Annotated in this window: 19 protein-coding genes; 11 read left to right on the top strand and 8 right to left on the bottom strand. The window is 63.4% G+C overall.

What is annotated here, in order from left to right:
• Window positions 1-50 precede the first annotated feature (50 nt).
• The 4 genes from GL4_RS16715 to GL4_RS08300 form a co-directional block, all read right to left on the bottom strand.
• On the bottom strand, window positions 51-1,163 hold the full coding sequence (locus GL4_RS16715) for a DUF2147 domain-containing protein (RefSeq protein ID WP_172653323.1): 1,113 nt from the start codon (window positions 1,161-1,163) through the stop codon (window positions 51-53).
• 118 nt (window positions 1,164-1,281) lie between these two features.
• Complete coding sequence (locus tag GL4_RS08310; protein WP_045369787.1) at window positions 1,282-2,610, bottom strand: acetyl-CoA C-acetyltransferase; 1,329 nt, start codon at window positions 2,608-2,610, stop codon at window positions 1,282-1,284.
• 37 nt (window positions 2,611-2,647) lie between these two features.
• Window positions 2,648-4,642, bottom strand: a complete 1,995-nt coding sequence (locus tag GL4_RS08305) for a 3-hydroxyacyl-CoA dehydrogenase NAD-binding domain-containing protein (RefSeq protein WP_045366573.1) — start codon at window positions 4,640-4,642, stop codon at window positions 2,648-2,650.
• Between the two features lie 10 nt (window positions 4,643-4,652).
• Window positions 4,653-7,130, bottom strand: coding sequence for an acyl-CoA dehydrogenase (locus GL4_RS08300; protein WP_045366571.1), 2,478 nt, complete (start codon window positions 7,128-7,130; stop codon window positions 4,653-4,655).
• Window positions 7,131-7,440: 310 nt separating this feature from the next.
• On the opposite strand from GL4_RS08300, the gene GL4_RS08295 reads away from it, so the two are divergent.
• The 7 genes from GL4_RS08295 (at window position 7,441) to GL4_RS08265 (ending at window position 13,477) form a co-directional block, all read left to right on the top strand.
• Complete coding sequence (locus GL4_RS08295) at window positions 7,441-7,683, top strand: CDGSH iron-sulfur domain-containing protein (protein ID WP_045366569.1); 243 nt, start codon at window positions 7,441-7,443, stop codon at window positions 7,681-7,683.
• A 155-nt stretch (window positions 7,684-7,838) separates the two neighbouring features.
• Window positions 7,839-8,753 carry an ABC transporter permease subunit gene (locus GL4_RS08290; RefSeq protein ID WP_045366567.1) on the top strand — a complete coding sequence of 305 codons (915 nt, stop codon included), beginning with the start codon at window positions 7,839-7,841 and terminating at the stop codon, window positions 8,751-8,753.
• Window positions 8,754-8,800: 47 nt separating this feature from the next.
• Window positions 8,801-10,306 carry a high-affinity branched-chain amino acid ABC transporter permease LivM gene (livM, locus tag GL4_RS18095; protein WP_425283192.1) on the top strand — a complete coding sequence of 502 codons (1,506 nt, stop codon included), beginning with the start codon at window positions 8,801-8,803 and terminating at the stop codon, window positions 10,304-10,306.
• The gene (locus GL4_RS08280) at window positions 10,303-11,157 is read left to right on the top strand and encodes an ABC transporter ATP-binding protein (protein WP_045366563.1); all 855 of its coding nucleotides are present in this window, start codon (window positions 10,303-10,305) and stop codon (window positions 11,155-11,157) included. The genes livM and GL4_RS08280 overlap by 4 nt, the downstream gene beginning before the upstream one ends.
• A complete protein-coding gene (locus GL4_RS08275) occupies window positions 11,154-11,915 on the top strand; it encodes an ABC transporter ATP-binding protein (protein WP_045366561.1) in 762 nt (253 codons plus the stop codon). Before GL4_RS08280 ends, GL4_RS08275 begins: the two co-directional genes overlap by 4 nt.
• Window positions 11,912-12,274 (top strand): DUF6867 family protein, encoded by a 363-nt coding sequence (locus GL4_RS08270; RefSeq protein ID WP_244462590.1) that lies wholly within the window; start codon window positions 11,912-11,914, stop codon window positions 12,272-12,274. The genes GL4_RS08275 and GL4_RS08270 overlap by 4 nt, the downstream gene beginning before the upstream one ends.
• 78 nt (window positions 12,275-12,352) lie before the next feature.
• Window positions 12,353-13,477: a branched-chain amino acid ABC transporter substrate-binding protein gene (locus tag GL4_RS08265; RefSeq protein ID WP_197539029.1), complete on the top strand. Its 1,125-nt coding sequence runs from the start codon at window positions 12,353-12,355 to the stop codon at window positions 13,475-13,477.
• A 15-nt stretch (window positions 13,478-13,492) separates the two neighbouring features.
• Here GL4_RS08265 and GL4_RS08260 read toward each other — a convergent pair whose 3' ends face one another.
• Window positions 13,493-13,780, bottom strand: coding sequence for a hypothetical protein (locus tag GL4_RS08260; protein WP_425283167.1), 288 nt, complete (start codon window positions 13,778-13,780; stop codon window positions 13,493-13,495).
• A gap of 67 nt (window positions 13,781-13,847) precedes the next feature.
• Here GL4_RS08260 and GL4_RS08255 point away from each other — a divergent pair, with 67 nt between their 5' ends.
• Both GL4_RS08255 and purB read left to right on the top strand, forming a co-directional pair.
• Complete coding sequence (locus tag GL4_RS08255) at window positions 13,848-14,339, top strand: hypothetical protein (RefSeq protein ID WP_045366558.1); 492 nt, start codon at window positions 13,848-13,850, stop codon at window positions 14,337-14,339.
• Between the two features lie 71 nt (window positions 14,340-14,410).
• Window positions 14,411-15,706, top strand: coding sequence for an adenylosuccinate lyase (gene purB, locus GL4_RS08250; protein WP_045366556.1), 1,296 nt, complete (start codon window positions 14,411-14,413; stop codon window positions 15,704-15,706).
• Between the two features lie 30 nt (window positions 15,707-15,736).
• On the opposite strand, the gene GL4_RS16710 is transcribed toward purB, so the two are convergent.
• The 3 genes from GL4_RS16710 to GL4_RS08235 all read right to left on the bottom strand — a co-directional run bounded on the left by GL4_RS16710 (window position 15,737) and on the right by GL4_RS08235 (window position 17,633).
• Window positions 15,737-16,282 carry an SH3 domain-containing protein gene (locus GL4_RS16710; RefSeq protein WP_052464256.1) on the bottom strand — a complete coding sequence of 182 codons (546 nt, stop codon included), beginning with the start codon at window positions 16,280-16,282 and terminating at the stop codon, window positions 15,737-15,739.
• 194 nt (window positions 16,283-16,476) lie between these two features.
• Complete coding sequence (locus tag GL4_RS08240; RefSeq protein ID WP_045366554.1) at window positions 16,477-17,235, bottom strand: HpcH/HpaI aldolase family protein; 759 nt, start codon at window positions 17,233-17,235, stop codon at window positions 16,477-16,479.
• A 68-nt stretch (window positions 17,236-17,303) separates the two neighbouring features.
• Entirely contained in the window at window positions 17,304-17,633 is a 330-nt protein-coding gene (locus GL4_RS08235) for a DUF1476 domain-containing protein (RefSeq protein WP_045366552.1), read from the bottom strand.
• A 309-nt stretch (window positions 17,634-17,942) separates the two neighbouring features.
• On the opposite strand from GL4_RS08235, the gene purC reads away from it, so the two are divergent.
• Both purC and purS read left to right on the top strand, forming a co-directional pair.
• Complete coding sequence (purC, locus tag GL4_RS08230) at window positions 17,943-18,713, top strand: phosphoribosylaminoimidazolesuccinocarboxamide synthase (RefSeq protein ID WP_045366551.1); 771 nt, start codon at window positions 17,943-17,945, stop codon at window positions 18,711-18,713.
• Between the two features lie 39 nt (window positions 18,714-18,752).
• Window positions 18,753-18,998, top strand: coding sequence for a phosphoribosylformylglycinamidine synthase subunit PurS (gene purS, locus GL4_RS08225; RefSeq protein WP_045366549.1), 246 nt, complete (start codon window positions 18,753-18,755; stop codon window positions 18,996-18,998).
• Window positions 18,999-19,057 lie beyond the last annotated feature (59 nt).

Raw genomic sequence — 19,057 nt, 5'->3', positions numbered from 1 at the left:
GCACTCAGACTGATGTGCCGTGCGAACTCGGAACCGAGAGGCTGCGCCGGTTACTGGCGCATCCAGGGAATGAGGTTCTGCCCCTGCTGCTGCAGTTCCTTGAGGCGCTTTTGACGGCGCAACTGGCGCCGTTCCCGCCAACTCAGCCGCTGGTCAAACGTGTCCGCAGCAGACTCGGCAGACTCCTCGGGCGCAGCGGACTCCGCGTCCGGTGCTGCGGCTTCGGACTGAACCGACTCGGGCTGAGCCGGCTCTGGCTCAATGGAGGCTTGGCGCGATGCAGGTGCAGGTGCAGGTGCGGGTGCCCGTTCAGGCTGGGCGGCAGCTTGGGCCGGCGCTGCGGGCGCCACCGGCTTGGGGGCCGGTGCCGGCCGTGCCGCGGTCGGTGCGCCGCTGGGGGCGACGGGCGTCGCCATCGAGAACATGCTCGACACGCTCTCTCCCGTGTAGCCCGCGGGGTGCTGGTTGGCTTTATCGCCCTTAAGGTAGCTCAGTCCGGGCGCCCCACCCTGCGTCGCCGCCGGTGTCTGCACTTCCGTGTTCGCGACATTGCCTATCGCCAGCCCGGTTGAAGCCGCCGAGGCGGCTGCAGCTGCCGGTGCCGCCGCGGGGGCAGCGCTCGGCTTGGCTGCAGGCTGCGCGGCGGGTGTTGCAGATGCCTCGACCTGCGGCTCCTCGGGCTTCTCCTCTTCACGCGGTGGCGGCGCGGATGTCCGCAGCCACACCTGCTCGCGGCAAAGGAACGCTGCTACGCAACCTTTGAGAACGATCTTCGAAGACGATGCGAGCGTGACGGACGCCGAATAGGTCTTGCCGTCTTCCGGGTTGTAGACCGTGCCCTTCCACTGATTGGCACTCACCTGCTTCATGCCCCGGATGATGTGCATGCCTTCGATGGTGCGCCCGCGTAAGGAGGGATTCACGTTACGCACGTCCTGCAATTCGCGTCCCTTGCTGTCGCGGGGATTTTGCAGCCAGGCGATCTTCACGCAGATCGAGCGCCCTCCGCAGTAATAGAGCTGCATCTTCGCAGGGTATTTGCCTTGGTCGGCTTTACGCCAATAGCCCGTGGGATCGGCGGCCTGCGCGGTCGTGGCACTGGCCGGAACGAGCACGGCCGCAATGGCCATGCCGATCACCGCAGATAAAACTTTATGCCGCATAAGAACCTCCGTCATGGGTCAGGCGCGGGTCGTCACCCACGCCTCGGCAGTGTCTCAATTACTCCCTGTCCCCCGACGGGTCTCGTTGGACCCAGATCTCGATCCGGCGGTGGAGCGCCTATTGCTCGGCGCTCTCGTTCAAACCCGCATCCGCTGCGTTGGATGTTCCGACCCCTTCAAGGATCGCGGCGACACCCATCCCGCCAGCGGTACACACTGAAATCAAACCTCTTTTGCCACCCCTATTATGAAGGAGTTTGGCCAAAACTGCCAGGATTCGGGCGCCCGTGGCAGCAAAAGGATGTCCGATCGCGATCGACGAGCCCTCGATATTCAATTTCGACCTGTCGATCGGCCCGAGCGGTGTGTCACGCCCCAGCCGGACCCGGCAATACTCTTCGGACTCCCACGCCTTCAAGGTCGCAAGTACCTGCGCAGCAAACGCTTCGTGCACCTCGTAATAGTCAAAGTCTTGAAGGGCCAACCCTGCCTGCTGCAATAGATCGCTAACAGCAACGGTCGGCGCCATCAAGAGCCCCTCACCTTCGACATAGTCTACGGCAGAAGTACGACCCAAACTTAAATAAGCCTGAACCGGAATTCCCTTGGAATCCGCCCATTCTTCGCTCGCCAGCAGCACCGTGGCCGCTCCGTCCGTTAACGGTGTCGAATTCGCGGCAGTAATCGTCCCATTCTGCTTGTCAAACACCGGCTTCAACTCGGCCATCTTCTCGAGTGAAATATCCTCGCGAATATTGTTGTCCCGGAAGACGCCGGCGCAGGGCACCACGAGGTCGTCCATGAACCCGTCGTCGTAGGCTGCCGCAGCCTTCCTGTGGCTCTCGTAGGCAAGGAGATCCTGGTCTGCGCGGGAAATGCCCCACTCCTTGGCCATCAGTTCGCAATGTTCGCCCATGCCGAGGCCGGTGCGCGGCTCGCGGGTATCGGGCGGCACGGGGGCGAGTTCCGCCGGGCTCATGCCTTTGAAGGCGGCGAGGCGTTTGCCCCAGCTCTTGGCCCGGGAGGCCTCGATGAGGCGCTTTGCGAGTTTCTTCTGGACCACGATGGGGGCGTCGCTCGTCGTATCGGAGCCCATGGCGATGCCGCAGTCGATCTGACCCGACGCGATCTTGGCCGCGATCCCCAGCGCTCCCTGAAGGCTCGTGCCGCAGGCCTGCATCATGGTGATGCCGGGCGTCGTGGCAGCCAAGGGGCTGCCGATCACGGCTTCGCGCGCCAAGTTCCAATCCTTCGCGTGCGTGACCACCGCGCCGCCGACCACCTCGTCGATATGCATCCCTTCAAGAGAGAAGCGCTCGGCGAGGCCCGCGAGGGCCGTCGTCAGCATGTCGAGGTTGGAAAGTTCCGCATACGCCGTGTGCGACCGGCAGAACGGCGTTCTGACCCCGCCAAGCACCGCAACGCGACGTAAATTCGCATTCGTCATCCACATTCCTTCCGGGACCGGGCGGGTCCTGTGAGCGTCATGCCGCTTCCTTGTCCGCGGCGGCATCCTTCGTTTTGGCGTAGTGCAGCGGGCCGCCCCGGAACGGCGCAAAGCCCGTCCCGAAGATCACGCCCGCGTCCACGTGATCGGCGTCGGCGACCACGCCCTCCGCTTCCGCACGGGCCGCCTCGGCCAGAAGCGGCGCCATGAGCTTCTCGCCCAAGCGTGTGAGCTCCGTATCCGAGAAATCCATCGGCTCGCGTTTCGGCTTGCCGTCTTCCCATTGGTAGAAGCCGCGGCCGGTCTTTTTACCAAGCTTCCCTTGCTTGACGAGGTTGGCGAGCACGTTATCCTGCGAGCCCTCGCCTTCCGGTGCGAGAGACAGTTCCTCGCCCACCTTGTTGCAGATATCGAGGCCGACCATGTCCATGAGTTCCATAGGGCCCATGGGCATGCCGAATTTCAGCGCGGCTTGATCGATCTTCTCGCGCGGCTGGCCTTCCTGATAGAGCCGGACGGCTTCCATCATGTACGGCGCGAGCACGCGGTTCACGAGGAAGCCCGGGCAGCTCTTGACGATGAGCGGCAGTTTGTTGATCGCGGTCACGAAGGCGCAGGCCTTGCCGATCTCGTCCTCGCGCGTGGCATCTCCGCGCACGACCTCGACGAGCGGAAGTTGGGCCACCGGATTGAAGAAGTGGATGCCGACCAGACGGCCGGGGTCCTTCAACGGCCCGGCGATCTCTTCAAGCTTCAACGACGATGTGTTCGTCGCGAGCACGGCGCCCGGCTTCGCCTTGCGCTCCAGATCTGCGAACAGACCTTGCTTCACCTCGAGCTTCTCGGCGACCGCCTCGATGATCACATCGGCATGTTTGATGTGCTTGCCTTCCGGGTCCGCGATCAAGCGTGCAACGGCGGAGTCGAAGGCCGTCTTGCCACGCACGCGCTTCTTGAACAGCTTCTTGGCCCGCGACAGCGCCTTGTCGATCTGCGCCTCGTCGAGATCCTGGAGGCTGGCCTGCATGCCGCAAGCAACGCACCAGGCGGCGATGTCCCCGCCCATGGTGCCCGCGCCGATGACGTGCACCTTGCGCGGCTTGAACGCATCCTTGGGCGCCGCAGCCTTGAGCATCTCGGACAGCTTGAAACAGCGCCGCAGATTGCGGGACGTGTCGCTGACCATCAGCGGCGCGAACATCTCGGTTTCGGCAAGCCGCATCGCTTTCGGATCGTCGCCGCAGGTCTCGAACAGATCGATCAGCCGGAACGGGGCCGGGTAATGGTCCTCGCGCACTTTCGCGGCCGTCTTCTCGCGCATCTGCTTGGCGAGGAACCCGCGCACCGGCTGTCTCGCCATCAGCTTCTTCCACCAGGGCGCGCCCTTGGAACGAAGCTTCTTGAGCACGGCCTTGCGCGCGGCCCAACGCAGATTGTGCCGTGTGGGCACGAGTTGATCGACGAGCCCCATGGCGCGCGCCGCACTGGGGCGCAGCATCTTGGCCGTGAGCATGGCTGTCATGCCGTCGAGGGGTCCCGCCGAGCGAATGGCGCGCACGGTTCCATTGAGGCCGGGAAAAATGCCGAGCTTGACTTCGGGGAAGCCGAGCCGCGTCCCCTCCTCGCGGTCCGCGATACGCCAATGGCAGGCGAGCGCCAGTTCCAGTCCGCCGCCGAGGCAATAGCCGTGGATGGCCGCAACGACCGGGACGGGCAGATTTTCGATCCGGTCGAACAGCGCGAGCGTCTGCGTCACCGCGTCCTTGATCTTGTCCTCGGTGTCGTAGACGTCGAACTCGTTGATGTCGGCGCCGGCGATGAAACTCGTGTCCTTCGCGCTGATCAGCACGAGGCCCTTGATCTCGCCGGCCTCGGCGCTCTCGACTGCCGAGACAATCTTCTCCAACTCCTCGGTTGGACGGCGCCCCAGCGCGTTCATGCTCTCGCCCTCGCGGTCCGCGACCGCCCAGGCGATGCGCTCGTAATCGACCGTGAACGTCCAGTCTTTCAAGTCGGGAATGGTGATTGGCATAGGTGCAGGTCTACTCGGCGGCGAGGTGCTGATTGGAGACCGGGCCGCTCTCGCCCGGCTGGGGTTTGTGCGCGATCTCGTCGGGCGCGAAGTCGTCGACGGCGATCACGCGGGCGACCAGGTCGCGTAAGTCGGCGAGTTCGCGGGCTTCGTCGGACGTAAGAACGCCCTTGTCCTCGGCCTGCTTGATCCAGTCGCGGTCATGGAAGCGTTGGACCTCGCCCTTTCGGATTGCGCGCTCCAACTTCTTCTCCGCCTCCTCGTTGGCGACGGTCTTTTGGAATGCGGCTTCGAGAAGCCCCAGAGCCTCGTCCGCATTATTCGGAACATAAATGTACCGGGTGAGACGATCGCGGAACGCCCCAGGCTCCAGCGCCTGACGCACGAGCGCCTTGCCATCCTTGTCGCTGGCCCCGCGCCGCACGCCGAAGGGCAACACGAGCGGCCCCATGATCCAGGCAGCCGAGCGTATGGGGAAGTTGTCGAGAACACCACGCAGGGCCGCGTCGAACCGCGCGAGGCAATTCTGCGCGCAATAATCCACGAGCTTGCGGTCCGCCCATTGGCGACCATCGTCCTGGTAGCGTTTGAGGATCGACGACAGCAGATAGAGCTCGGCCAGCGCGTCGGCCATGCGTCCGGTGATCTTCTGCTTCGTCTTCAGTCCGCCGCCCAGCAGCGCGACGGTCGCATCGGCGAGGAGCGCGAACGACCGCGACGCGCGGGACAGCTGCTTCCACCAGTGCTTCATGTCACCTGCATCCAGCGGCGCAGCGGCGAACACGCCGAAGGTCACGTTGTGGAACAGCGCACCGGTGGCGTTCGACAGCAGAAAAGCGCGGTGATCGTCGAACACCGTCTCGAAGCGCTCGATGCCTTGTGCGCGGTCCTCGTCGCTCAGGGCCTCGATCTCGGGCAACAGATAGGGGTGGCTGCGGAGCGCGCCTTGGGCGAACACGATGAGCGAGCGCGTCAGGATGTTAGCGCCTTCCACCGTGATGCCTACAGGCACCATCTGATAGGCGGCCTGCAGATAATTCGATGGCCCATCGCAAATGCCCCGGCCGCCGTGGATATCCAGCGCATCGTTGACGCTCTGCCGCATGCGCGCTGTCGAGAGATATTTCAGGAGCGCGGAGATCACGGCCGGCTTCTCCCCGGCGGACACCATGGAGCACGTGACCGCGCGCGCGGCTTCCAGCCCATAGGCGTTCTCGACGATGTGGGCGAGCGGCTCCTCAACGCCCTCCATGTAACCGATGGGCAGTCCGAACTGCTTGCGCACGCGCGCGTAGGCCGTGCTGTGGCGGGCGACGGCCTTGGCCGCGGCGGCGCCCGTCGCCGGCAGGGACACGGCGCGCCCGGCCGCGAGACAACTCATCAGCATACGCCAGCCCTGGCCCGCACGGTCGGGGCCGCCGATGATCCAGTCCATCGGGATGAAGACATCGCGGCCGCGCGTGGGGCCGTTCGGAAAGGCCGCTCCTGACGGCAAATGGCGGCGGCCGGTCTCGACTCCGGGATGGTCGGTGGGAATCAGAGCCAAAGTGATACCCACCTCCTCGCCCTGCCCCAGATGGTTGTCCGGATCCAAAAGCCGGAAGGCGAGACCGAGCAGCGTCGCGTTGGGGGCAAGCGTGATGTAGCGCTTGTCCCAAGTGAGCTTGATGCCGAGCGTCTCAACGCCCGAATGCATCCCCTTGGTCACGATGCCCACGTCGCGCATGGAGGCCGCGTCCGAGCCGGAGAAGGGACCGGTCAGCGCGAAGCAAGGAATCTCGGCGCCCTTGGCCAGCCGCGGCAGGTAATGCGCCTTTTGCTGGGCCGTGCCGTAGTTCTCGATCAGTTCGCCGGGCCCCAGCGAATTGGGCACCATCACGATGATGCAAACGTCCGGGCTCTTGGTCGAGATCTTGCCGAGCACGAGCGACTGCGCCTGCGCCGAGAAGCCCAGCCCGCCATGCTCCTTGGAAATGAGCATGCCGAGAAAGCCCTTGTCGCGGACGAACTGCCAGATGTCGTCGGGAATGCCGTGGAGCTCATGGCGGATACGCCAATCGTCGATCATGCGGCACAGCTCTTCGGTCGGACCGTCGAGGAAAGCCTGTTCTTCCTCCGTGAGGGTGATCGGCGACACACGGCGCAATTTCGCAAAGTCAGGACGTCCGCTGAAGAGTTCCGCGTCCCAGCCGGTCGTACCGGCTTCGAGCGCTTCCCGCTCAGTCTCCGAAATCGAGGGCATTGCGCCCTTCAGGGCGCGAAACACGGGCGTGGTGATGTAGGTGCGCTTAATGTTCGGCAGGCCCGCCGCATAGAGCAGGCCCGCCACGAGCCAGCCCGCGAAGGTCCACACGGGAAATCCAAAAGCGATCTGAAGCGCCAGCGTGTAGATCGCGGCGGCGATCGCCCAGGTCCGGAAGGAAGCGCGGTTCATCGCCAGCGCGAAAAACAGCGCCAGCGCGAGAAGAGCAAAGATCAGTTCAGCCACAGACGGCCTCCAGAATCACAATGCCCCCGCTGCGATGCTGCGTGGCTCGCCTGTCCGAGCGAGAGTCGGACGCAAGCAGGTCGAACACCGCGTCATGACCTCTATGATGCGGATAGGCTTCGGACTCAAGGGGTGTTCCAAAAATTCGTTTCATTGCCGCATTTCGCCCGCGCCGCTGATTCAGCGCAGACTTAAGGCCAAGAAACCAAAGGGCTTGTTAACACGCGGCAAGAGCCCTTCCTTGTCACTCCAGGCCGAATTGGCTAAGCAGGACGCGGCTACTGGTTAGACAACAAAGCTGGGAAACCGAATGACCGACGAGCCGGAACGCCCACAGCTCAACCCCTATCAAGTTGAGCTCGAAGAGGGCAAACGCTACGCGTGGTGCGCTTGCGGGCGCAGCAAGAAACAGCCGTTCTGCGATGGATCACACGCGGGCACGGGCATCGAACCCCTGATGTTTACAGCGGAACGCACGGAAACGGCGCTGCTCTGTGGCTGCAAGGACACGGGCGACCCGCCATTCTGCGATGGTTCTCACCTTCTGCTCTGAATTTGGGCATGCACAGGACACGCCCTTCTTGCTAAAAAGATGGGGTGTTGACGCGCGGGCCTGATTGCCGCTCGCCAGCGGGCCAACGGCGCCGCGCTCGCGTGTCCTCGTTATGAGTCTGCACAGCCAAACGGGGGAAGGCGCAGCAGGCATCCATGGCTTATTTCCTGCAGCAGCTCATCAATGGCGTCACGCTGGGGTCGATCTACGGCCTGATCGCCATCGGCTATACGATGGTCTACGGCATCATCGGCATGATCAATTTCGCCCATGGCGATATTTTCATGATCGGTGCGTTCATCGCCTTGATCGCGTTTCTAGCCCTTACCGCCATCGGCGTAACTGCGATCCCGCTTGCCCTGCTCCTCGTGCTTATTGTCGCTATCGGGCTGACCGCCGTGTGGGGCTGGACCGTTGAGCGTGTCGCCTACCGGCCGTTGCGCGACTCTTTCCGCCTCGCCCCGCTGATCACGGCCATCGGCATGTCGATCGTGTTGCAGAACTTCATCCAGATCGCGCAAGGCGCGCGGGTGAAGCCGCTTCAGCCCGTGATCACTGGGGGCTACGAGCTATACAGCCAAGGTTCATTCACTGTCATCGTATCGAACATTCAAATCCTCATTGTCGCGACCACCGTCCTCGTGATGACCGGGTTCTGGCTCCTCATCAATCGGACGGCGCTCGGCCGCTCGCAGCGCGCCTGCGAGCAAGACCGGCTGATGGCCGCACTCTCCGGCGTCGACGTGGACCGCACGATCTCGCTCACGTTCGTGCTCGGGGCCGGCCTCGCGGCCGTCGCCGGCATGCTCTACCTCCTCTATTACGGCGTGATCGATTTCTTCATTGGCTTCATCGTCGGCATCAAGGCCTTCACCGCGGCGGTGTTCGGCGGCATCGGCTCGATCCCCGGCGCGATGCTGGGCGGACTTATTATCGGTCTCATCGAGACGTTCTGGTCGGCCTACTTCACCATCGAGTACAAGGATGTGGCCGCGTTCTCGATGCTGGCCATCGTCCTCATCTTCTTCCCGACGGGTCTGCTTGGGCGGCCCGAGGTTGAAAAGGTGTGAGGTTGGCGGAGACCGGCAAAACCCGCGACCGAAAACTCGTCTCGGCACTGAGCGATTCCCTGCTCGCCGCGATTATCGCCTTCGCTCTGTTCTCCCTCGTGCTGGGCCTGCGAACGGAGGACGCCGCAACCGGCCTCACCCTCGAGCCGCGGCCAGCCCTGCTGTTCACGGTTGTCGCCATCGTGTTCTTCGGCCGTCTCGCGCTGAACCTCTTCGTTTGGCAGGCCGAGTATCCGCTTACCGCCCCTTTCGCGAAACTCTTCAACAGCGAGCCCTTCGACCGGCGCGACCGGGTGACACTCGCCGTGGCGTTCGTTTTTGGCGCCGGGTGGCTCTTGATCGGTCTCCTTTTTGGCGAGCCGGTCTACGAGCTCCTGGGGACCGTCGTCGTTCTCTTTGTCGGGCTCGGCCTATTGCGGCGCTTCATTGTCCAACGCTTCCCGAACTTGCCTTACGCGCAGATGTTCATCGCCGGCGGCATATTGTTCGCGCTGTTCTTCCCGATCGTCACCTATGCGCTGGAGTCGATGTTCCGGCTCGGCTTGCCGCTACGTTACTGGTTCGACCTATCCATCCTCATCCTGACCTATGTGATGCTTGGCTGGGGGCTGAACATCGTCGTGGGGCTCGCAGGGCTCCTCGACCTCGGCTACGTGGCGTTCTACGCGGTGGGTGCCTACACGTTCGCACTGCTCGCCACGCATTTCGGCCTCGGGTTCTGGATCTGCCTGCCGATTGCGGGCGCGGCCGCGGCGCTGTGGGGCATCATTCTCGGCTTCCCCGTCTTGCGCCTGCGCGGCGACTATCTCGCCATTGTCACCCTAGCCTTCGGCGAGATTGTCCGCATCGTGCTCCTCAACTGGACCGACGTGACCGGCGGCCCGAACGGCATCGCCGGCATTCCGAAGCCGACCTTCTTCGGCCTGCCCTTCTCACCCTTCGCCGAGGGCATGACCTTCCACAAGTTCTTCGGCATACCCTATGACGGCCTGCATGCTCTCATCTTTCTCTATTACCTCATTCTGGTTTTGGCCTTCGCCACCAACCTCGTGACGTTGCGCCTGCGGCGCCTTCCCGTGGGTCGCGCTTGGGAAGCCATGCGTGAGGACGAAATCGCCTGCCGTTCGCTCGGCATCAACACGACCGTGACGAAGCTCAGCGCGTTTGCGACCGGCGCCATGTTCGGCGGGCTGGCGGGGTGTTTCTTCGCGACGCGCCAGGGCTTCGTCAGCCCGGAGAGCTTCACCTTCATCGAGTCGGCGATCATTCTCGCCATCGTGGTTCTGGGCGGCATGGGCAGCCAGCTCGGCGTCGCGATCGCGGCAGTGGTGATGGTCGGCGGGTTCGAAGCCTTGCGCCACACTGAGGGACTGCAGGCGGTCTTCGGCGAGGATTTCGACCCGGCGCTCTACCGTATGCTGCTCTTCGGCATCGCCATGGTCGGTATCATGGTGTGGCGGCCCCGCGGGCTGGTCTCCACGCGCGCGCCGACGATTTCACTCGGCGACGGCAAAAACATCTCCGGCGAACTCGTAAGCGAGGGGCGCGGATGAGCGGTAACGGCGCCAGGCCCTGGGACGAGGCTCCCCTGCTCCATGTGGAGCACCTCACGATGCGCTTCGGCGGGCTCACCGCCGTCGACGATGTGTCGTTCTCCGTGGGCGGCAAGGATATCACCGCCCTGATCGGCCCCAACGGCGCCGGCAAAACCACCGTCTTCAACTGCATCACCGGGTTCTACAAACCGACCGAGGGTATGCTGACGCTCGATGCGAGTGACGGGGAGCCGTTCTATCTCGAGCGTCTCTCTGACTACGAAATCAACGCCGACGCCCGCGTGGCGCGGACGTTTCAGAACATTCGCCTGTTTCCCGGCATGACGGTTCTCGAAAATCTCATGGTCGCGCAACACAACGAGTTGTCGCGCGCGTCCGGTTATTCCTTCGGGGCCATTTTTGGGCTCGGCCAGTTCGGACGCGCTCAAGAAGAGGCGATCGACCTCGCCAAGTCGTGGCTCGACCGGATCGGCCTTCTTCGGCGCGCGGACGAGGCGGCGGGCGGCCTTCCCTACGGCGATCAGCGGCGTCTCGAAATTGCGCGGGCCATGTGCACCCGGCCACGGCTTCTGTGTCTCGACGAACCGGCGGCGGGCCTCAACGCCAGGGAGAGCGATGCGCTCAACGCTTTGCTCAATTCGATCCGCGAGGAGGACGGCACGGCCATCTTTCTCATCGAGCACGATATGAGCGTGGTGATGCGTATCTCGGACCATGTGATCGTGCTGGACTACGGCAAGAAGATCGCGGACGGAACGTCAACCGAGGTCCGCACCGATCCGCATGTGATCGGTGCTTATCTCGGCGTATCCGACGAGGATGCTGCCGCGCTGGAGGCCGGACGATGACCGCCGCCACCCCCACGCCGCTCCTTGCGCTCGAAGACGTCACGGCGGCTTACGGCAGGCTGCCTGTGTTGCACGATGTCAGCATCCACGTCCGGCCCGGAGAGATCGTCTCGTTGATCGGCGCGAATGGCGCAGGCAAATCGACCACGATGATGACCATTTGCGGCAAGCCTCGCGCGTCCCATGGCCGCGTGGTCTTCGACGGTCAGGACATCACACAGCGGCCCACCCATGAAATCGCCCGGCTCGGCATTTGCCAGTCGCCAGAGGGCCGGAGGATCTTCGGACGCATGACGGTGATGGAAAATCTGAAGATGGGCGCCATCGTCGCCAATGCGCCCGGCGCGTTCGAATCCGATGCCGCGCGCGTCTTCAACCTGTTCCCCCGGCTGAAGGACCGATCCACGCAGCGGGGCGGAACGCTGTCCGGCGGCGAGCAGCAGATGCTCGCCATCGCCCGCGCGCTGATGGGGCGCCCGAAGCTGCTGCTGCTCGACGAGCCTTCGCTCGGACTTGCACCGCTCGTAGTGAAGCAGATCTTCGAAGCCATCAAAGCGCTGAACACGGACGGTCTGACCGTGTTCCTGGTGGAACAGAACGCCTATCACGCGCTGAAGTTGGCAGACCGCGGCTACGTGATGGTCAACGGCCGCATCACCATGACGGGCACCGGCGATGAATTGCTGGCCTCCGAGGAGGTGCGCAACGCGTATCTCGAGGGTGCCACCGCACCGGCCAAGGAGCCGACGACATCGTGAGCACGGTAACGCAGACGATTGCGCCCTGGATCACCGATGACGGCTTGTGCGTCTTCGTGCTCCTGACGGTCATTATCGGCGGCGGCGCCGCGTTTCTCGCCGGGCGCGGCCTGGCGCGCGGCTGGCGTCCGCTCTGGCGGTTGTTCTTCTACATGGCGCTACTCGCGGCCGCCGTGCGCTTCTTCGATTACGCCCTTTTCGACGGCACGCTGATATCGCCCTACTACTACGCCGTGACCTATGTGGTTCTGATCGCGGCGGGACTGCTCGGTTTCCGCACCATGCGCACGACGCAGATGGTCACGCAGTATCACTGGCTCTATGAGCGGACGAGCCCCCTCACCTGGAAAGATCGATAGTCCGGAGGCCCCGGCAGCTTGGCGTATGCGCCGGGCGCTACTACGTTATGGGACGCCAACCATCGAAGGGAGACCGGCATGATGCGTTTGACTGGACTGCTCGCCGTCGCTGCATGCGCGATCGCACTCGCGGGTTGCAACGGCGGGGACGATCCCGACGTCATCAAGGTCGCGGTCGCCGGTCCCCAGACTGGGCAATACGCATCGCTCGGCACCCAGATGACAGCGGGCGCAGAGACGGCGGTGGCCGACATCAACGCCGCGGGCGGTGTTCTCGGCAAGAAGCTCAAGCTGGAAGTCGGCGACGATGCCTGCGACCCGAAACAGGCCGTCGCGGTCGCCAACCAGATGGCGGGGGACAATGTCGCACTCGTGGCGGGACATTTCTGCTCGGGCTCGTCGATCCCCGCATCCAATGTGTACGCGGAGAGCAATCTCGTGATGATTTCACCCGCCTCCACGAACCCGGCCCTGACGGACCAGCGCGCAGGCCCGAACGTATACCGGGTGTGCGGCCGCGACGACAAACAAGGCGAAGTCGCCGGCGCCTATCTCGCCAAGCATTTCGGCGGCAAGAATATCGCGATCATCGACGACAAGACCGCCTATGGGCGCGGCCTTGCCAACGAGGTGAAGAAGGCCCTCAACGCCAAGGGTGTTGAAGAGGTGTTCCGGGAATCCATCACGGCGGGCGAGAAGGACTACTCCGCTCTGGTCTCAAAGTTGAAACTGGCCGGCGTGGATGCGCTGTTCCTCGGCGGCTATCACACCGAGGCGGGGCTGATCCTCCGCCAGATGCGGGACCAAGACATGGACACGGTGCTGATGGGCGGGGATGCGCTGGTGACACAAGAATACTGGTCCATCACCGGCCCCGCGGGCGAAGGCACCCTGATGACCTTCTCCCCTGACCCGCGCAAGAACCCGGCCGCCCAGGACGTCGTAAAGCGATTGGAGGCGAAAGGCATCTCGCCGGAAGGCTATGTGCTTTACACCTACGCGGCGATCCAATCCTGGGCCGAGGCGGCGGAGAAGGCCGGTACGACCGATGCGCCCGCTGTTGTGAAGGCGCTCGACGACATCACGGTCCACTCGGTGATCGGCGATTTCCGGTTTGACGAAAAGGGCGATCCCAACCTGCCGCCCTATGCGGTCTATCGCTGGGCCGACGGGAGCTACGAGCAGATCGATGAGAACTCGTGACTTCGGCCTGCAGGCCTAGCTGGTCTTCGGCTTCTTGGCAGCGGCGAATTCGGCTTCCAGCTCTTCTTCGAGACGCACCAGATCCTCAGGCACCGGCATGCCGAAGGCGCGCATCTCGTTGAGCTTTTCGCGGACCTGCTGATACAGCTCGTGGCGGTCCTCGGGCTGGTTTTCCATCTGATTGATGAGGAGCGCTAGTTCCGCCTTGAGGTCCTCGAATGCCATGAGCGTGTTGCCTTTCTGTCTTCTCGGGAGCGGATCGGACCACAAAGCGTGAATCGCGGCAAGCCCGAGCGTGCCCATCCATTGCAGTCCAGCCGTTTCCCTTGCATATTCCCCCTGCAATCGAGCGGTTGGAGGGGAAGCTGCAATGGAAAAGCTGACATTCAGCAAAGTGGTCGGGTTCATTCTGGCGGCGGCTTTCGCCATCGTGATCGGTGTGTCCACGTGGGCCCTGATGGTCGGGGACTATATGAACACCAATCTCGTCAACGAGCAGACCCAGCACTCGGTTCGCATTGTCGGCTTCGCCGGACTGCTGGCGGCCCTGGTGGCCTGGTGGTGCCAGCGCTTCGTGGCCCATCGCGGCTTCTTCATCCGGATGCTGTTCGCCCTGTTCATCTTCCTGGTGGCCTTCTGCAGCTTCGGCGGCTTCCTGCGCTTCGCCTATATCCACGCCATTTATCCGAGCCAGGTGGACTGGTCCCTCGCCGGCCTCTATGCCTCCTCACTCAATGACTTCTATACGTTCCTGCTCGACATGCTGCTTCCGCCGCGCCTGGGCTTCATGGCGCTTGCGATCGGCGCCGCGATCTACATCGCGCTGTTCGGCATCCGCGAGCCCCGGACGGTTGAACTCTAGGACGTAAGCACTCGGCCCTTCTGCCGCCCTCCATGGGCGGCAGAAGGCGCCTGAGAAAGGCCTGAACCTTTATGATTCCGCGTTACAGCCGCTCCCAGATGACGGACATCTGGGAGCCCGAAAACAAATTCCGCATCTGGCTCAAGATCGAGGTGACGGCCGCCGAGGCCATGGCAGAACTCGGGCTCATTCCCAAGGAGGCGGCGGAGGCCGCCAAGGCCCGCGGCGGCTTCGACATCGACCGGATCGACGAGATCGAGCGCGAGGTGAAGCACGACGTGATCGCCTTCCTCACCTCGGTGGCGGAACATGTGGGACCCGAGGCGCGGTTCCTCCACGCCGGTCTCACCTCCTCCGACGTGCTCGACACCTGCTTCAACGTGCAGCTCACGGAAGCGGCGGACATTCTAATCGCCGATCTCGACGCGCTGCTCGCGGCTCTCAAGGCCCGCGCTTATGAGCACAAGCACACGATCACGGTTGGCCGCAGCCACGGCATTCATGCCGAGCCGACGACATTCGGCCTGAAGCTGGCCCAGGCCTATGCGGAATTCGCCCGCAATCGCGAGCGCATGGTGCGGGCTCGCGAGGAAGTCGCCACCTGCGCCATCTCCGGCGCGGTCGGCACGTTCGCCCATGTGGATCCGCGCGTCGAAGCCTACGTGGCCGAAAAACTCGGCCTCCGGCCCGAGCCCATCTCCACACAGGTAATTCCCCGGGATCGCCACGCAGCCTTCTTCGCCACGCTCGCCGTGATCGCCAGCTCCGTGGAGCGCCTTGCCACCGAGATCCGGCATCTGCAGCGCACGGAGGTGCTAGAAGCCGAGGAGTTTTTCTCGGCGGGCCAGAAGGGCTCTTCCGCCATGCCCCATAAGCGTAACCCGGTGCTGTCGGAGAATCTGACCGGGCTTGCCCGCATCGTGCGCGGCTATGCCATCCCCGCCATGGAGAACGTGGCGCTGTGGCATGAGCGGGATATCTCGCACTCATCCGTCGAGCGCATGATCGGGCCGGACGCGACCGTCACGCTCGACTTCGCGCTGGCCCGCTTGACCGGCGTCATTGAGGGATTGGTGGTCTATCCCGAGCGCATGCAGGCCAATATGGACCGGCTGGGCGGCCTCATTCACTCGCAACGCGTGCTGCTGGCGCTGACCAATGCGGGCGTCTCGCGCGAGGACGCCTATCGCCTCGTTCAGAGCAATGCGATGAAGGTCTGGCAGGAAAACAAGGACTTCCTGACCGAGCTCCTGGCCGACCCGGATGTCACGGCGGCGCTGTCGGAGGACACGATCCGGGATCAATTCGATCTCGGCTATCACACCAAGCACGTCGACGACATCTTCGCCCGCGTGTTCGCGGACTAAGCTCGCCTTCGGCGCCGTCTCGTTAGGGTGCTACTCGGGGTCTCTCAACGCGGCTGCGGCGGCCTGCGTGTTGACGTATCCGATCGGGGTGTCGTCATAGCTGCTGCCCCCGCGGAAGATATTGGGCACGTAGCGGTAGCGGTCCCGCTCCTGGGCCATCATGAGAAACCGCTTGCGGTAGAATTTGGGCGAGATGGCCGTGTAAGGCGGCATGTCGAAATACCAGTCGGCCTTCGAGTAATAACCGGCCCGGTAGGGATAGGATGGGAAGATCGGCCACACCTCGGGCTCAACCAATTCCGCGTAGTCGGCATAGCCCAGCGCCAGACCGCGCTGGCTGGCATAGCCCTTCTGTCCGCGCCAGATCACGCCGCACCAGCCGTCGCGGCAGCCTTTGACCTTGACCGGCGAGCCTGCAGGCATCGTGGCGATCTTGCCATAGCTGGTCCCCGGCCCGTCGCGCAGGTTCAGCGCCGTGGCCGTGGTCGCCTCGGTCGCCTGGGCGGCGCCCACCGTTACCACAGCCCCCACCAGGAGGCCGATCAATCCAGCAATGACGGTCCGCGCGTAACCCATTCAATCCACCCGTTCCGCTCGCGATTCAGCCGAGTCTCAAGTCACCATAGTGGCATAGGACTCTATGGAATTCAGCCTCGTCGTTGGCCCCACGGACATTATGGCGCGCGGGATGGTGCAAGGATGCAACGGTTTGTGGGGTGCTGCGGCCTGAAGGAATCTGCGAATCCTTTGAGACGGTTGACTTGGGGCGCCTAAGAAGTTGATTCAGCCGCGGCCAGGGTCGCCGCGGCCGCCGAGGCGAGCCAGCCGGTGTCGGTGCCGATGGCGACAACGTCCCAGCCTTCCTTGATACGGGGCTTGGCGAAGTCGATGTCGTTGCAGAAAACGAGGGTCATGACGCCGTGCTCACGAGCCTTGGCCAGGACCTCTCTGCCCGCCTCCAGGACCTCCTTGGCCCAGATATCGATGCCCCCCGTGAGCGCCACGGAGAGGTCGTTCGGGCCGAAGCAGACCATGTCGACGCCCTTGAGGCCGAGGATGGCATCGAGATCGGCGAGCGCCCCTTTGGTCTCGATTTGGGGGCAGGCAATCGTGAAACGGTTGGCGGTTTTGAAATAGTCCCCCGAGGCGCCAATCTTGGCCCGGTACGGACCCCAGCTGCGGTTGCCGCGCGGCGGATACTTCACCGCCTGAACGAAACTCTCCGCCTCGGCCACATTCTCGATCAGCGGGCACATGACCCCTTGCGCGCCCGCGTCCAGCGCCCGGCCTACCAGGCCTGGATCGTTGTTGGCGACCCGGACGATCGCAGGGAGCCCCGCCGCCTTGGCGGCCGTCAGGCAGGACAGCATGGTCTCGTTGCCGCCGGCGCCATGCTGCTGGTCGATGGTGACACAGTCCCAGCCCGCATCGCCGATCAACTCGACGGCGAGCGGGTTGTTCATCATCAGCCAGGCGTTGAAAAGCGTCTGCTTCTTCCTGGCTGCGCTGCGAAAAAGGTCCTTGGCCATAGCTCCCTCCCTACGGGCCCAGTTGGTCCCTACCGGGCTTCAAGGGGCCCACCAGGACCCTAGACGTATTACGCCTTGGCTTCGGCTTCGATTTGCCGCACGGCTTCGACCATGAGGTCCGCCATGGCGCGACGGATTTGGTGGTCGGACTGTTCGATCTCTTTGCCGTCGAAATCGCCCCGGATCTTGCGGAAAACGTCTTCCTCGCCCGGCTCTTCCAGGTCCGCCTTCACCACCTCGCGGGCATAGGCTTGGGCATCGTCCCCCGAAAGACCCATCTTTTCAGCGGCCCAGAGGCCCAGAAGCTTGTTCCGGCGGGCCGTGGACTTGAACTGCAACTCCTCGTCGAGGGCGAATTTCCTCTCGTAGCTCTTTTCACGATCGTTAAAGTTCGTCATCGGCGCGACCTCCAAAGCCCCGCCAACCACGGGGCGCCGTCTGTAGAATTATGGGGGGAAACCCTGCTTTCAAGGGCGGGTGATACCCAAGATATCGGGGCAAATCAACAAATCCCGCGCGGCCCGGAAAGCCATTGCGCCGCCCCCCGGCCCGTTGTACCCCCTCGCACCATAGGCTAGTCTCGATACGAGATTTCTAGATCGATTCCAGCGATGGCGATTTGAGACGTGGCGCGCGGCATTGGGGTTATCCCGATTTGCGCGCGTTCGGCGTTTGACAGTCGTGAACAGCTCAATGAGGACCAGAAAATGAACCGTCGCCGGCGCGTTTACGAAGGCAAGGCCAAGATCCTTTATGAAGGGCCAGAGCCCGGCACGCTCATCCAGCATTTCAAGGACGACGCGACTGCCTTCAACAACAAGAAGCACGACCGCATCGAAGGCAAGGGCGTCCTCAACAACCGTATTTCGGAATACATCTTCGAGCGGCTAAACGAGATCGGTGTGCCCACGCATTTCATGAAGCGCATGAACATGCGCGAGCAGCTCATTCGCGAGGTCGAGATCATTCCGCTCGAAGTGGTGATCCGCAACGTCGCCGCAGGCTCGCTGTCGAAGCGTTTGGGCCTGGAGGAAGGGACTACCCTGCCCCGCTCTATCGTCGAGTTCTACTACAAGGCCGACGAGCTGGACGATCCCATGGTCTCCGAGGAGCACATCACCGCCTTCGGCTGGGCCTCGCCACCGGAGCTGGACGACATCATGTCGCTCGCGCTGCGCATCAACGACTTCTTGACCGGCCTGTTCCTCGGCGTCGGCATCCGCCTAGTCGACTTCAAAGTCGAGTTCGGGCGCTTGTGGGAAGGCGACCAGATGCGCATTGTGCTGGCCGACGAAATCTCGCCGGACTGCTGCCGCCTTTGGGATATCGACACCCAGGATAAGCTCGACAAGGACCGGTTCCGCCGCGACATGGGCGGGTTGATCGAGGCCTATCAGGAAGTGGCGCGCCGGCTCGGGCTCCATACCGAGAACCCGACACCCGGCCGCAGCGGTCCTGTCCTGGTCCAATCCAAATAGGCGTCGCAAGAGCAAGCCCGAAGACTTGAGAAGGAAGCCATGAAGGCACGCATTACCATTACCCTCAAACCCGGCGTGCTCGATCCGCAAGGCAAAGCCATCGAAGGTGCGTTGCATGCCTTGGGCTTTGGCGGCGTCGAGGGAGTCCGGCAGGGAAAGTTCATCGAGGTCGAAGTCGCCGAAAGCGATCCGACCCGCGCCCGCGAAGAAATCGAGCGGATGTGCAAGCAGCTTCTCGCAAACACCATCATTGAGAACTATGCGTATGAGCTCGAGGCGGCGTAACGGGCGCGCCTCGCGCGCAACGGAGACCTTCTCCGCCAAAAGCGAGGCCCTTCGAGACT

Origin of the sequence: Methyloceanibacter caenitepidi, assembly GCF_000828475.1 — a bacterium.
Lineage (GTDB): Bacteria > Pseudomonadota > Alphaproteobacteria > Rhizobiales > Methyloligellaceae > Methyloceanibacter > Methyloceanibacter caenitepidi.
Note: the sequence above shows the minus strand (reverse complement) of the source record. Positions and strands in the feature narration are given on the sequence as shown.